Source organism: Stenotrophomonas sp. G106K1 (assembly GCF_037969685.1).
Lineage (GTDB): Bacteria > Pseudomonadota > Gammaproteobacteria > Xanthomonadales > Xanthomonadaceae > Stenotrophomonas > Stenotrophomonas lactitubi.
On the sequence record NZ_JBBPFR010000035.1, the window covers coordinates 1 to 13,752 of the forward strand.

Here is a 13,752-nt window from a genome sequence, read left to right on the forward strand (position 1 = left end):
CCCCCCCCCCCCCCCCGACCCAACCCAACCCAGCATCTGCTTTCAGCGACCCTCCACGAGGGGCTGCGCCGTTGGCTGGAAACCCTAGGCCACCGCTTCGACCACCAGCGCGCTGCCCTGCACCGCCACCACCCGTACCAGCGTGCCGGCCGGCAGCTCCGGCCCACTCACCTGCCACGACGCATCGTCGATGCTGACCCTGCCCTGCCCGCCGACGATGGCCTGCTGCAATGGCACCACCCGCCCGACCAGTTGTTCAGCGCGACGGTTCAGCAGCGGCGCATCGCTCTGCCGCGCACGCGGCTTGCCCCAGTGCCGGTAGCACTGGATCGACAGCACGCTCAGCACCACGAAGGCGACCACCTGCCACAGCACCGGAATATCGGCGAACACCGCCACCAGCGCGAACACCGCCGCCGCGCCGATGCCGATCCACAGCATGAACGCGCCGGGCGCCAGCGCTTCGGCGGCGAACAGCAGCAACGCCAACGCACCCCAGGCAACGACTTCCCAGCGCATGTCAGCCTCCAATCGGCGGCGGCCGCTTCGCCGGCGGCCGGGTTTCCTGGTTGGACAGGGCCTGCTTGGCGAGCTCGGCCACGCCGGCGATCGAACCAATCACGCCGCTGGCCTCCATCGGCATCAGCACCAGCTTCTGGTTCGGCGACGTGGCCAGTTCCTTGAACGCTTCCACATACTTCTGTGCGATGAAGTAGTTGATGGCCTGGACGTCACCGTCGGCGATCGCCGCCGACACCACCTGGGTCGCCTTGGCTTCGGCTTCGGCCAGGCGCTCGCGGGCTTCGGCATCGCGGAACGCGGCCTCGCGCCGCCCCTCCGCTTCCAGCACCGTGGCCTGCTTCTCGCCTTCGGCACGCAGGATCTCGGACTGGCGCGAACCTTCGGCCTCGAGGATCTGCGCGCGCTTCTCGCGCTCGGCCTTCATCTGCCGTGCCATCGCATCAAGCAGGTCGCGCGGCGGCTGGATGTCGCGGATCTCGATGCGGTTGACCTTCACGCCCCAGGGGTTGGTTGCATGGTCGACCACGCTGAGCAGCTTGGCATTGATCACCTCGCGCTGGCTGAGTGATTCATCCAGGTCCATCGAGCCGATCACGGTACGGATGTTGGTCTGCACCAGGGCGATCATCGCCACTTCCAGCACGGACACCTCGTAGGCCGCCTTGGCCGCGTCCAGTACCTGGAAGAACACCACGCCATCGACACGCACGGCCGCGTTGTCCTTGGTGATCACTTCCTGGCCGGGCACGTCCAGCACCTGCTCCATCATGTTCACCTTGCGTCCCACCCCGTAGACGATCGGGATCAGGAAATGCAGGCCGGGCGACATCGTGTGGGTGTAACGGCCGAACCGCTCGACGGTCCATTCATAACCCTGCGGCACCATCCGCACCGCCTTGAACAGGATGACCACGGCCACGAAGGCCAGTACCGCGCTGAAGAACATGGTCGGGAACATCGCGCTTTCCTTATGGGAGACGTCCGGAGCCCAGCATAGCGCGCGGATGCAGGCAGTGCGGGTGCGGGACGTTCCAACGGAAAGCAGCCGAGCGTGGCCCGGCTTTACAGGATGAACCCGGTCAGATCCGGGTCGTGGCCAGGAAGCGCTCGCGGTCCTGCTGGGTCTGCCGGCGGATCTCGGCCAGCGCCTGGCTTTCGGTCGCCTCCAGCATCGCCTCGAACAGGCGCTGGAAGTGATGCCGCATCGCATTGCGTGCCGCGACCGGATCACGCGCACGCAGACCTTCGAAGATCGCCATGTGCTCGTCAGCGCGGCTGGCGCCATCGTCATGACACACCCGGGCGTACACCTCGGTCACCCGCGGCAGCTCGCTGCGCATGCGCCAGATCTGCTGCACGAAATACTCGACCACCGGATTGCCCGACAGGCGGGCGATGGCCAGGTGGAAGCGGCGGTCGTAATCGCCGGCCTCTTCATCGCTGAGGTCACGCCGGCACAGTGCTTCGGCCAGCACCTGCAGTTCGGCGATGCCGGCCTCATCGATATTGCTTGCCGCCAGCGCGGCTGCTTCTGCCTCGAACACGGCGCGCGCCGCGGTCAGGTCGAAGGCGCTGATATCGGGCAGCCCGCCGGCAGCCTGTGCCGGGCGCGGCTTCACATAGACACCCGAGCCGATGCGGATCGCGATCCAGCCCTGCGCTTCCAGGGCGATTTCCGCCTCACGGATGGTGACCCGGCTGACGCCGAAGCGTTCGGCAAGTTCACGTTCGCCCGGCAGGCGCGAACCCGACGGATATTCACCATCTTCAATCAGCTTGCGGAGCTTGGCGGCGATGGTCTGGTAGAGACGGTTGGCGGACATGCGGCTGACCCTTGGCGGTTCCCTCCGGGCCCGTCCCCGGCCACCGGGCACGGTGCGGGTCCGGTTGGAGCGACGGCGCGACCATTGGCCGCGCCGCCCTGTTCAGAACTTGTATCGTACACCGAAATACGCGCGCCGCCCGTAGCTCACCACCTCGCGGAAATTCCCGTAAAGCGGCTGGTATGCCACACGCGGTTCGTTGGTCAGGTTCATCAGTTCCAGCGACAGCGACAGCTGCTTGTTCACCCGGTAACGCAGGCGCAGGTCGACGCTGGTGTTGTCATCGTAATAGCGGTTCTGCTGCGCAGTATTGCCGGTGAAGTCCTGGTAATAGTGCGAACGGAACTTGCCGATGGCCTGGATGTTGAAGCGGCCCACATCCCAGTAGAGGGAACCGGACAGCACGTGCCGTGAGAAGCCGCTCAGGCCGGCCGGTGGCACGATGGCCGGGATGATCGATCCATCGGCGGCCACCTGCTCGCCCAACCGTGAATCCTGGGTCTGGTAGTCGGCGTCGGCATAGTTGTAGCTGACCTTGAAGCCGAGGCCGTCGAACGGCTTGGGCAGGTACGAGAACCGGTGGGTGGCACTGAGCTCGATACCGGTCAGGGTGCTGTCCTCGTCGGTAGTCACCTGCTGGCGCACCGGCACGGTCACCGTCTGTCCGTTGATGGTGTAGGTTTCCGGCACCAGCGCGGTGGCGGTGCCGCCGTTGAACTGCTTCCAGTACACCGCACCGGCCAGCAACGTGTCCGGGTTCGCATACCACTCCAGCGAGACGTCACCGTTCCAGGACATCAACGGCTGTGCGGCCGGATTGCCGCTGGCACTGATGTCGTCCAGCGCGTCGGCCAGGCCGGTATAGGTGGCATCACTGCTGACATTGATGGTGCGGCCGGCGCCGAGTGCGGCGATGTCCGGGCGTGACATCGCCCGGTAAGCACCCACCCGCAGCAGCAGGTCCGGCTTCAGCTCGAAAGCGGCATTCAGGCTTGGCAGCAGCTTGTCGTTGCCCGACTTGAACACCTGGGTGGTGAAATCACCCGTGGGCTGCAGGCGGATCGTGCCGTCGCCGTTGTCGATGATCGTCAGGTCGGTGCGCACACCTTCCGAGCGCACATCGGTCTTGACCCAGCGCAAGCCGACATTACCGGTGACCGGCAGCCCGAACAGCGTGCTGCTGAACTCGCCCATCAGGTACAGCGCGCGGGTTTTCTCGGTCACATCGACGTTGTTCGGATCCTGGAAATCCGGGTCCAGGCCGCTGTCGCTGGTGCCGCGGAAGGACGCGTAGAGGCAACTCGGGTCGAAGTACGCCCACGATGAGATCGTGTTGCCGCTGGCCGCATCCATGAAGTCATCCTGCGGGAACGGTGCACGGCAGGCACGGTTGGCGGCAATGATCTTCGCCTTGTCGGCCGCAACGCGCTGGTCGTAGTCGGTCACCAGGGTGTTGTCGCGCAGGCGGTAGTCGGCCTGGCTGGCGCGCACGCCGCCCTTGATGCGGGTGAAGAAACCGGACTCGGGCATGAAGCTGGCATCGAAGCGGCCAGCCTTGATCTTGTGGTCGTTCTCGGTAGCGCTGGAGGTCACCCTTGCCGCACCGGTGTAGGCATCCCAGTTGTTCGGGTCGAAGTTCGGCGCCAGCGCCACGCTCGGCACCTCACCATGCCAGTCCCAGTCGTAGTCGACATAGCCGGTGGCGCCACTGCTGATGCCCGGCACGATGGCGTTGTTGACGTCGCGCTGGTTGGCGCGCAGCCGGGTCATGCGCTCGCTGTCCAGGCGGTTGGTATGCGAATAGGAAAGATCGGTGGACAGCTCCCAGGCCGGGCTCGGGCGCAGGATCAGGTTGAGGCCGCCACCGGTGTACTCCTCGCCACGCCAGTAGCGGTTGGAGGTCGAATCGATGGAGGTGCTGCCATGCAGGTGGCGGACGATGCCGTCCTCGTCCACGTCGCGCTGGGTGATGCCGCGACGTGCGTTGGACAGGCTCAGGTCGCTGCGGTTCTCGTCCCAGTTGCGTTCGGTATGCTCGAAATCGAGGTTGACCTCCACCACGTCGTTGGGCCGCCACTGGATCGCCGCGAATTCGCTCTGGCGATCATTGCGTTCCTGCTTCAGGCGATAGATGCGGCTGCTTGGCACCAGGTAGTACGGCGCACCGTTGGCGATCGCCTGTGCGCTGACTTCATTGCAGTTGGCATTGGCCACGTTCTGCCTGCCATCGCAGGCATACCAGGTTGAGCCGCTGGTGATGCTCTCCTCCGGATCGGTGCCTTCCAGGCGTTGGATGCCCAATGAGATGCCGAGCTTCTGGCCGTTGCCGAATTCGAACTGGTCGATGTAGCTGGCGGTACCGCGATAGCCGATGCCATCGTCGTCGCGGTACTTCTTGTCATACTCGGCCCAGCTGCCACGCAGGTCGATCTGCGCCGAGCGCTTGCCGTACTCCAGCGGCTTGACCGTCTCCAGGCCGATGGTGCCGGCGACACCGCCTTCGATGATGTCGGCACGCTGGGTCTTGTAGATCGCCACCGTATTGATCAGCTCGGCCGGGAACATGTTGAAGTTCACCGAGCGGTCGCCGCTGCCGTTGGTGATCTCGCGGCCATTGAAGTTTGTGCTGCTGAGGAATGCGCCAAGGCCACGGATCGAGATTTCCGAAGCGCCGGTCTTGTCACGGGTCGAAGCGGCGCCGGTCAGCGTTTCGATCGCATCGGCCAGCGACGGCGCGGGCAGGTCGCCGATGTCATCGGCCGACAACACATCGGCGATCACCGTGTCGTCGCGCTTCTTGTTGATCGAGCTCTGCATCGACTCGCGGATGCCGGTGACCTGGACCTGGTCCAGGGTGGTGGCGTCCTGCCCGGAACCGGTAGCGGCAGACTGCGCCTGCACGGCCGGCGAAGCGGCCAGCGCAGCGAGCAGTGCCACGATCAGCGGTGTGGGTGACAACGGTGTACGACGTACAGCTCCGGCAGGTTGCCGCATGGTTTTCCTCCTCCCAAAGGATCGCCCGGACGGTAGGCGTGGGACGCAGCTTCGACACGCCGACACAGAAATGTCAACCAACTGGACTGGATTTTTCGTAATACCTTTGATTCAGACCTGTTGCCTGCCATTTCATGTGCTGATGCAGCATGACTTTGCGCGCAACGTGGCTTACAACACACCCAACAAGTGGTATGCACACCCACTCTGAAACCGCGGCATCGCCATCTCTGGAAGGACTTCATGCGCACTCAGTCGACTTCGCACCGCCTTTCTAAACCTACGCTTGCATACTGCCTGGCAATTGGACTGGCAACATGCCTGACCAGTTCGCCGGCAAAGGCTGCCAGCTGGCTCGTCCACGACGTCAGCGAGTTCGCCACCGCCGCTGCCGCCCTGCAGCCTGGCGATGAGATCGTGCTGGCCGATGGCACCTGGACCGACGCGCGCCTGCTGCTGAAGGGCCAGGGCACGGCCGCCGCGCCGATCGTGCTGCGCGCGCAGACGCCGGGCAAGGTGATACTCAGCGGGGCGTCGGATCTGCGCCTGGCCGGCAGCTACCTGCAGGTCTCCAACCTGGTGTTCCGCAACGGCTACACCCCGGGCGACGCGGTGGTGGCCTTCCGCGAGTCGAGCAAGGCGGTGGCCAGCCACAGCCGCGTCACCGGGCTGGTCATCGACGACTACAGCAACCCCGATGGCGGCGACCAGGACTACTGGGTGTCGCTGTACGGCAGCAACAACCGCCTCGACCACAGCCAGCTGCGCGGCAAGACCAATGCCGGCCCGACGGTGGTGGTGGTGCGCGATGCCACCCAGGGCCTGGACAACCAGCACCGCATCGACCACAACTGGTTCGGCCCGCGCCCGGCGCTGGGCGTCAATGGCGGCGAAACGATCCGCGTCGGCACCAGCGACACCTCGCTCAGCGATTCCAACAGCACTGTCGAGAACAACTGGTTCGAGGGCTGCGATGGCGAGACCGAGATCGTCTCCAACAAGTCCGGCGGCAACACCTTCCGCGGCAACGTGTTCTATCGTTCGGCCGGCGCGCTGACCCTGCGCCATGGCAACGGCAACCGGGTGATCGACAACCTCTTCCTCGGCGACGACAAGGCCGGCACCGGCGGCGTGCGCATCATCAATGCCGACCAGACCGTCAGCAACAACTACTTCGAACGGCTGGCCGGCTCCAGCAACCGTTCGGCGCTGGCGGTGATGGATGCACAGGCCAATCCGCCGTTGTCCGGCTATGCGCCGGTGGTCAACGCGACCATCAGCCGCAACACCTTTGTCGACGTGGCGAAGATCAGCTTCGGCGTGGGCCATGACGAGGCCAAGGGGATCGTGGTCGCGGCCAGCAACAGCCACTTCAGCGGCAACCTGATCGTCAACCGCACCAGCAAGAACCCGCCGAATGCGGCCAGCTCGCTGGCCGGCATCGCCTTCAGCAACAACGTGCAGTCGCCACAGGCCAGCAGTGTATTCCCGGGCGGGGTGAGCAGCGCCAGCATCGCCCTGCAGCAGGCCGCCAGCGGCCTGTGGGTGCCGGCAACGCCGCTGCCCGCCATCGGCGCCGATCCGTCGCTGGCGATGACCCCGCGCGAACAAACGGGGGTGGACTGGTATCCCAAGGTGGGCGAGGTTGCCCTGTCACGCACCAACACTGGAGTTGATCGATGAGGTTGCAGCCACTGTCCCTGTGTTCCCACCGCTTGGCGCTCGCCCTGGCCCTGGCCGCTCCCTTCGCCCTGATGCCGACCGCACCGCTGCACGCCGCACCTGCCGCGGCTGCGCGACAAGGCGATACCGCGCCGGTACTGGTAACCGCTGCACAGTGGCAGCAGATGGCCAGCGAGGGCAGCCGCTATCCGTGGTTCGCCAAGGAGCAGGCGCGTACGCAGAAATCGCTGCAGAAAATGATGAAGGCCGGCATCGACGTGCCGGTGCCGAAGGACAAGGGCGGCGGTCGCACCCATGAACAGCACAAGCGCAACTACCAGGCGCTGCTGGCCGCCGGCACCCTGTACCGGCTGACCGGCGACAAGACCTATGTCACCTATTCGCGCGACATGCTGCTGCAGTACGCCAAGCTCTACCCCACCCTCGGCCCACATCCGGAAGGACGCGGGCAGATTCCCGGCCGGGTGTTCTGGCAGGTGCTCAACGATTCGGTCTGGCTGGTCAACGCCATCCAGGGCTACGACGCGATCCGCGATGCCCTGTCGCCACAGGATCGGCAGATCATCGAATCGCAGGTGTTCCGGCCGATGGCAGAGTTCCTGGCCAGCGAGCCGAAGAACTACGACCAGATCCACAACCACGCCACCTGGGCGGTGGCGGCCACCGGCATGACCGGCTACGTGCTGCGCGATCCGGATCTGGTGGAAAAATCGCTGCGCGGCAGCCGCAAGGATGACCAGTTCGGCTTCCTGCGGCAGATCGACCTGCTGTTCTCGCCCGATGGCTATTACGAGGAAGGCCCCTACTACCAGCGCTATGCACTGGCGCCGTTCCTGCTGTTCGCCAACGCGATCGAGCGCAACGAGCCGCAGCGGAAGATCTTCGCGCGCCGCAACGGCGTGCTGCTGAAGGCGGTGGACGTGCTTGTGCAGACCAGCTACGACGGCCTGTTCTTCCCGATCAACGATGCGATCCTGGACAAGGGCATCGACACCGAAGAGCTGGTGGCGGGCATCGGCATCGCCTATGCGCAGGCCGGCGATGATCGTCTGCTGTCGGTCGCGCAGCAGCAGAAACGCCTGCTGCTGTCACCGGAAGGCCTGCAGGTGGCGCAGGCATTGGCGGCCAACAAGGCCAAACCGTTCGACTACCGGCCGATGCTGCTGCGCGATGGCCCGGATGGTGAGCGCGGTGGTCTGGCGATCCTGCGCATGGGCGGCGAACGCGGCCAGGCGCTGGTGCAGAAGGACACCATGCAGGGCATGGGCCATGGGCACTTCGACAAGCTCAACTGGTTGTTCTACGACAACGGCAATGCCGTGGTGACCGACTACGGCGCAGCACGCTTCCTCAACGTGGAAGCCAAGCGTGGTGGCATCTACCTGACCGAGAACCGCAGCTGGGCCAAGCAGACCGTGGCCCACAACACCCTGGTGGTGAACGAGCAGAGCCACTTCAAGGGTGACTGGAAGCGCGGTGAGGAACATGCACCCACGGTGCGTTTCTTCCAGGCCGACGCCGATACCCAGATCGCTTCGGCGACGATGCGCGATGCTTACCCGGGCGTGGTCTTCACCCGCACCCAGGCACTGCTGCGCCACCCCGAACTGGGCCTGCCGGTGGTGCTGGACCTGCTGCAGGTGCACGGCGACAAGGCTGCACGCTACGACCTGCCACTGCACTTCAACGGCCATATCGTCACCACCGGTTTCGAGGCCGAGCATTTCCCCACCCAGCGCCCGGTGATCGGCAGCGACAACGGCTACCAGCACCTGTGGCTGGACGCACGCAGCAAGGCCGGCAGTGAACCGCGCACGCTGGCATGGCTGCTCGACGGGCGTTTCTACACCTATCACTTCGGCAGCAGTGCGCCATCGCAGGCGTTGCTGGTGGAAAGCGGCGCCAACGATCCCGAATTCAACCTGCGCCGCGAACCGGCACTGCTGCAGCGCGTGGAAGGACAAAAGGATGTGACCTTCTTCAGCGTGCTGGAGCCGCATGGCGAATACAACGGCACCGCCGAGTACGTGCACGGCGCCGACAGCCGCATCAAGCAGATCATCCGCACGCGCGGCAAGGATGCCGAGGTGCTCGAGCTGCGCCTGGCCAGCGGTGCACGCATCGCACTGGGCGTGGCCGACGACAGCAACGCAACGGGCGAACACAGCGTCACCGTGGATGGCCATGCCTACCGCTGGAGCGGCAGCCATGCGCGCATGGACCGCAGCAAGGGTGACGCGCGATGAACGGCCCCTCGGCTGTGGCCACGCTGCGCAAGGTGCCAGTGCGCTCGGCCGTGCGCTGGCTGATCGTCGGCCTGATCGCGGTGGCCACGGTGATCAACTACATCGACCGCAATGCGCTGGCGGTGATGTGGCCGGAGATCGCCAAGGAGGTCGGCGCGACCAAGGACGACTACGCGCTGCTGGTGACGGTGTTCATGCTGTTCTATGCCGCTGGCCAGTTCCTGTTCGGGCGCCTGTTCGACATGATCGGGACGCGGCTGGGGTTCGCCTTGTCGATCAGTGTGTGGTCGATCTCGATCGCGCTGCATTCGGTCACCCACTCCGTGCTGTCCTTCAGCGTGGTGCGGGCGATGCTGGGCATCAGCGAAGCCGGTGCCTGGCCCGGCGCGGTGAAAGCCAATGCCGAATGGTTCCCCGCGCGTGAGCGCGCCCTCGCACAGGGCATCTTCAACGCAGGTGCGTCCATTGGCGCCATCGTTTCGGCACCGGCCATCGCCGGCCTGTACCTGTGGCTGGGCTGGCGCGGCACCTTCGTGCTGGTCGGTGCGCTTGGCTTCCTGTGGCTGCTGCCGTGGCTGTTCGTCTATCGCGCCGGCCCGGACAAGCACCCGTGGGTGAGTGACGCCGAGCGACGCCTGATCATGGAAGACCAGACCGGCCAGCAGCGCGCGGATGCGCCCAGGGTCAGCGTGCGATCGCTGCTGGCCCATCGGCAGAGCTGGGGCATGCTCGCCTGCCGTTTCCTGCTGGATCCGATCTGGTGGCTGTTCGTATCGTGGCTGCCGATCTATCTGGCCGAGACCTTCGGCTTCGACATCAAGCAGATCGGCCTGTTCGCCTGGGTGCCGTTCGTCGGCGCCATGCTGGGCAGCCTCAGCGGTGGTTGGCTGTCGGGGCGGCTGATCAATGCCGGCCATGGCGTGGACCGCGCACGCAAGCTGTCGATTTCGCTGGGCTGCGTGATCATGGCACCGGCCCTGCTCGGTGCGGTACTGGCCAACCAGCCGCTGTATGCGGTGCTGGCGATTGCTGCAGTGCTGTTCGGTTTCCAGATCGCCATCGGCAACATCCAGACCCTGCCCGGCGATCTGTTCGACGGCCGCTCGGTCGGCACGTTGGCCGGTCTCGGCGGCCTGGCCGCAGTGGCCGGCACGTTGATCACCACCTGGCTGGTGCCGGTGCTGACCCGCCATTCCTACGCACCGATCTTCATCCTCGTTGCCGCACTGGTGCCGCTATCGCTGGTGGCGCTGTGGTGGTGGACCGGACCGATCCACAAGCTCGACCGAAACGACGGTTGAGCCCCCCTTTCCCTCGCATTCCCCCACAAACCAAGGAGTTTCCCGCATGTCGTTCCAGGACAAGGTGGCCATCGTCACCGGTGGTGGCCGTGATATTGGCCGTGCCGTCTCGATCAAGCTGGCTGCGGCCGGTGCACGCGTCTGCCTCAACTACGCCAACGACGAAGCCAGCGCACAGGAAACGCTGGCGCTGATCAAGGCCGCCGGTGGCCAGGCCATCGCCCATCGCGCCGACGTCACCGATCCGGCCGCGGTGGCCGGTCTGGTCGCAGCAACCCAGGCGGCATTCGGCCAGCGCATCGATGTGCTGGTGAACGTGGCCGGCGGCATGGTCGAGCGTCGTCCGCTGGCCGACATCGATCCGGCGTTCTTCCACAAGGTCATCGACCTCAACCTGACCTCCACCTACCTGACCACCCACGCCGTGGTACCGCACATGGGCGAAGGTGCAGCGATCGTGAACTTCGCCTCGCAGGCCGGTCGCGATGGCGGTGGCCCCGGCGCGGCGATCTATGCCACCGCCAAGGCCGGCGTGATGACCTTTACCCGGGCCATGGCCAAGGAGCTGGGGCCGAAGGGCATCCGCGTGAATGCGCTGTGCTGCGGCATGATCGCGACGCGCTTCCATGATGAATTCACCAAGCCGGAAGTGCGCACGGCGGTGGCCGGCGCGACGCCGCTGCGTCGCCAGGGCCAGCCGGACGAAGCCGCCGATGCGGCGGTGTACCTGGCGTCGGACGCGGCAGCGTTCATCACCGGCGCCAATCTGGACGTCAACGGCGGCACCTACTTCTCCTGACCGGACCGAAGCCCATGCAGCGCTGGATCACCCTGCTTTCCCTGGCCATCGGCAGCGCCGTGGCTGCCCCCGTGGCGCTGGCCGCACCGGTCTGGGTCACCGCCTGGACCGCCTCGCCCGCACCTGACCGCAAGGATGGCAGCGCCGATGCGCCGGTACAGTTCGCCGCGCAGACCGTGCGCCAGGACATGCGCCTGGGCAGCAAGGGCGATGCGCTGCGGCTGCGCATCAGCAACGAGCTGGGCACCACGCCGCTGCATGTGCAGGACGTACGGGTGCGCCTGAAGGATGGCAAGGCGGCAGCACTGCCGGTCACCGTCGATGGACGCGTGTCCATCGACGTACCGGTGGGTGCAGCGCTGCTGAGTGATGCGCTGCCATTGCAGCTCGCGGCCCTGCAGGAGATCAGCGTGACTGCGTATTTCCCTCAGCCCACCCGCCCTGCGGTGCGCCGCACCGTGGTGCGTGTGGCCGACGGCAAGCAGGATGCGGTGGCCGACAGCGTGCGCGTGGGCTACCAGCAGAATGTGTTCTCGGCCGTGCTGGTGCAGCGCGCGGATCGTCCGCAGGTGATCGTTGCCCTGGGTGATTCCATCACCGAAGGTGCGACGGCCTCGCGTGGCTCCTTCAACCAATGGCCCGAGCGGTTGGGCCAGCGTCTGCAGCAGGCCTGCCCGGACCGCTTCGTGGTGCTCAACCAGGGCATCAGCGGCAACAAGCTGCTGGACCATGGCCGCAGCCACAGCGCGCTGTCGCGGCTGGATCGCGACGTGATCGCGGTGGCCGACGCCGACCAGGTGATCCTGTTCGAAGGCATCAATGACATCCGCCACGGTGGCGGCGCACAGCCCCTGCCGGGGCGCAGCGCGGCGGACATGCTGCTGGGCTACCGCCAGGTGGCCGCACGGCTGCACGCGCATGGCATCCGCGCTCACCTCGGCACACTGACGCCCTTCGGCGATTCGGAGCGCTACGAACCGGTATCGGCCGCCACCCGGACCGCGATCAACCAGTGGGCGCGTGGCCAGGACACCGGCTTCGACGGCGTGGTGGATTTCGATGCGGCGCTGCGTGATCCGGACCAGCCCGAATCATTGCCGGCGAACATCACCCGCGATCATCTGCACCCGAACGACGAGGGCTACCGGCGCATGGCCGACTCGATCGACCTGGCGATGCTCGGCTGCAACACGCGTTGAGAACGACCCCGCACCGGCTTACCCCGACTGCCGCGGCCCGGACATGATCACCGCCATGCCGGCAAGGCAGAGTGCAGCACCCAGCATGTCCCAGCGGCTGGGACGTATGCCGTCAACCAGCCACAGCCAGAACAGCGCCGTGCCGATGTACACGCCACCATACGCTGCGTAAACGCGGCCGCTGGCGGTCGGGTGCAGGGTCAGCAGCCAGGCGAACAACGCCAGGCTTGCCGCCGCCGGCAGCAGCAGCCAGATGCTGCCGCCCTTGCGCAGCCACAGCCATGGCAGGTAACAGCCGACGATCTCGGCCAGTGCGGTCAGCAGGAACAGACCCAGCGTTTTCACGCTTTTTCCGCAGCCTTGGCGTGCTGCCAGAGCGCTTCCTGCGCATCCAGATCGAGTGCAGCCAGCGAACCGCCTTGTGCCTCGGCCTGCGCCTCCATCGAACGGAAGCGACGTTCGAACTTGTGGTTGGCCCCACGCAGCGCCGCGCCCAGATCGATGTCCGCATGCCGCGCCAGGTTGGCGCAGACAAACAGCAGATCACCCAGTTCTTCCTGCAGGCGCGCCTTGTTGCCGGCAATGTCGCCGCGCTCGAACTCTTCGCGCAGTTCCTGCAGCTCCTCGGCCGCCTTGTCCAGCACCGGCAGCGGGCCGGGCCAATCGAACCCGACCTTGGCCGCGCGCGACTGCAGCTTCACCGCCCGCTGCCATTCCGGCAGGCCACGCGAGATGCCTGCAAGCGCCGAGGTGTCCTGCTCACCCTTGGCAGCGCGCTCGGCACGCTTGATCGCGTCCCAGTTGCGCATCACGCCATCAGCATCGTCGACGCTGACGTCGGCGAACACATGCGGATGGCGCCGCTGCATCTTGTCGCTGATCGCGCGCGCGACCTCGGCGAAAGCAAACGCGCCCTGCTCTTCGGCCATGCGCGCATGGAACACGACCTGCAGCAGCAGGTCACCCAGTTCATCGCAGAGGTCGTCAAGATCGCCCCGATCGATCGCATCGGCCACTTCATAGGCCTCTTCGATCGTATAGGGCGCGATGGTCGCAAAGTTCTGCTCCAGGTCCCAGGGACAACCGCCCTGTGGGTCGCGCAGGCGCGCCATGATGGCCAGCAGGCGCTCCAGCTCCGCGCTGGCGTCGCCGGTGGCAGGGGGGTCGTGCGTGCTCATGCGTTTC

11 protein-coding genes are annotated in these 13,752 nt (G+C 66.0%); 5 read left to right on the plus strand and 6 right to left on the minus strand.

The features are described 5' to 3' along the window. Nucleotides 1-84 precede the first annotated feature (84 nt). The 4 genes from WKB25_RS20185 to WKB25_RS20200 form a co-directional block, all read right to left on the minus strand. Nucleotides 85-519 (minus strand): NfeD family protein, encoded by a 435-nt coding sequence (locus tag WKB25_RS20185; RefSeq protein WP_105164521.1) that lies wholly within the window; start codon nucleotides 517-519, stop codon nucleotides 85-87. A 1-nt stretch (nucleotide 520) separates the two neighbouring features. Beyond that, nucleotides 521-1,480 (minus strand): SPFH domain-containing protein, encoded by a 960-nt coding sequence (locus WKB25_RS20190; protein ID WP_025877782.1) that lies wholly within the window; start codon nucleotides 1,478-1,480, stop codon nucleotides 521-523. Nucleotides 1,481-1,601: 121 nt separating this feature from the next. Further along, nucleotides 1,602-2,345 (minus strand): FadR/GntR family transcriptional regulator, encoded by a 744-nt coding sequence (locus WKB25_RS20195; protein WP_340572637.1) that lies wholly within the window; start codon nucleotides 2,343-2,345, stop codon nucleotides 1,602-1,604. A 102-nt stretch (nucleotides 2,346-2,447) separates the two neighbouring features. Beyond that, nucleotides 2,448-5,339 carry a TonB-dependent receptor gene (locus WKB25_RS20200; RefSeq protein WP_340572638.1) on the minus strand — a complete coding sequence of 964 codons (2,892 nt, stop codon included), beginning with the start codon at nucleotides 5,337-5,339 and terminating at the stop codon, nucleotides 2,448-2,450. Nucleotides 5,340-5,582: 243 nt separating this feature from the next. Between WKB25_RS20200 and WKB25_RS20205 the strand changes: the two genes are divergently transcribed. The 5 genes from WKB25_RS20205 to WKB25_RS20225 are packed head-to-tail and all read left to right on the plus strand — an operon-like array spanning nucleotide 5,583 to nucleotide 12,567. Beyond that, nucleotides 5,583-7,022 carry a polysaccharide lyase 6 family protein gene (locus WKB25_RS20205; protein ID WP_340572639.1) on the plus strand — a complete coding sequence of 480 codons (1,440 nt, stop codon included), beginning with the start codon at nucleotides 5,583-5,585 and terminating at the stop codon, nucleotides 7,020-7,022. After that, a complete protein-coding gene (locus WKB25_RS20210) occupies nucleotides 7,019-9,268 on the plus strand; it encodes an oligoalginate lyase (RefSeq protein WP_340572640.1) in 2,250 nt (749 codons plus the stop codon). The genes WKB25_RS20205 and WKB25_RS20210 overlap by 4 nt, the downstream gene beginning before the upstream one ends. Beyond that, nucleotides 9,265-10,569, plus strand: coding sequence for an MFS transporter (locus WKB25_RS20215; protein ID WP_340572641.1), 1,305 nt, complete (start codon nucleotides 9,265-9,267; stop codon nucleotides 10,567-10,569). Before WKB25_RS20210 ends, WKB25_RS20215 begins: the two co-directional genes overlap by 4 nt. A 46-nt stretch (nucleotides 10,570-10,615) precedes the next feature. Beyond that, nucleotides 10,616-11,368, plus strand: coding sequence for a glucose 1-dehydrogenase (locus WKB25_RS20220; RefSeq protein WP_340572642.1), 753 nt, complete (start codon nucleotides 10,616-10,618; stop codon nucleotides 11,366-11,368). A gap of 14 nt (nucleotides 11,369-11,382) precedes the next feature. Next, nucleotides 11,383-12,567 (plus strand): GDSL-type esterase/lipase family protein, encoded by a 1,185-nt coding sequence (locus WKB25_RS20225; protein WP_340572643.1) that lies wholly within the window; start codon nucleotides 11,383-11,385, stop codon nucleotides 12,565-12,567. A gap of 18 nt (nucleotides 12,568-12,585) precedes the next feature. On the opposite strand, the gene WKB25_RS20230 is transcribed toward WKB25_RS20225, so the two are convergent. After that, on the minus strand, nucleotides 12,586-12,912 hold the full coding sequence (locus WKB25_RS20230) for a YnfA family protein (protein WP_340572644.1): 327 nt from the start codon (nucleotides 12,910-12,912) through the stop codon (nucleotides 12,586-12,588). After that, the gene (mazG, locus tag WKB25_RS20235) at nucleotides 12,909-13,745 is read right to left on the minus strand and encodes a nucleoside triphosphate pyrophosphohydrolase (RefSeq protein WP_340572645.1); all 837 of its coding nucleotides are present in this window, start codon (nucleotides 13,743-13,745) and stop codon (nucleotides 12,909-12,911) included. Before mazG ends, WKB25_RS20230 begins: the two co-directional genes overlap by 4 nt. Nucleotides 13,746-13,752 lie beyond the last annotated feature (7 nt).

Bases quoted from the DNA above. Each gene is read 5' to 3' on its own strand.
- WKB25_RS20185 (WP_105164521.1), bottom strand. From the start codon at position 519: ATGCGCTGGGAAGTCGTTGCCTGGGGTGCGTTGGCGTTGCTGCTGTTC.
- WKB25_RS20190 (WP_025877782.1), bottom strand. From the start codon at position 1,480: ATGTTCCCGACCATGTTCTTCAGCGCGGTACTGGCCTTCGTGGCCGTG.
- WKB25_RS20195 (WP_340572637.1), bottom strand. From the start codon at position 2,345: ATGTCCGCCAACCGTCTCTACCAGACCATCGCCGCCAAGCTCCGCAAG.
- WKB25_RS20200 (WP_340572638.1), bottom strand. From the start codon at position 5,339: ATGCGGCAACCTGCCGGAGCTGTACGTCGTACACCGTTGTCACCCACA.
- WKB25_RS20205 (WP_340572639.1), top strand. From the start codon at position 5,583: ATGCGCACTCAGTCGACTTCGCACCGCCTTTCTAAACCTACGCTTGCA.
- WKB25_RS20210 (WP_340572640.1), top strand. From the start codon at position 7,019: ATGAGGTTGCAGCCACTGTCCCTGTGTTCCCACCGCTTGGCGCTCGCC.
- WKB25_RS20215 (WP_340572641.1), top strand. From the start codon at position 9,265: ATGAACGGCCCCTCGGCTGTGGCCACGCTGCGCAAGGTGCCAGTGCGC.
- WKB25_RS20220 (WP_340572642.1), top strand. From the start codon at position 10,616: ATGTCGTTCCAGGACAAGGTGGCCATCGTCACCGGTGGTGGCCGTGAT.
- WKB25_RS20225 (WP_340572643.1), top strand. From the start codon at position 11,383: ATGCAGCGCTGGATCACCCTGCTTTCCCTGGCCATCGGCAGCGCCGTG.
- mazG (WP_340572645.1), bottom strand. From the start codon at position 13,745: ATGAGCACGCACGACCCCCCTGCCACCGGCGACGCCAGCGCGGAGCTG.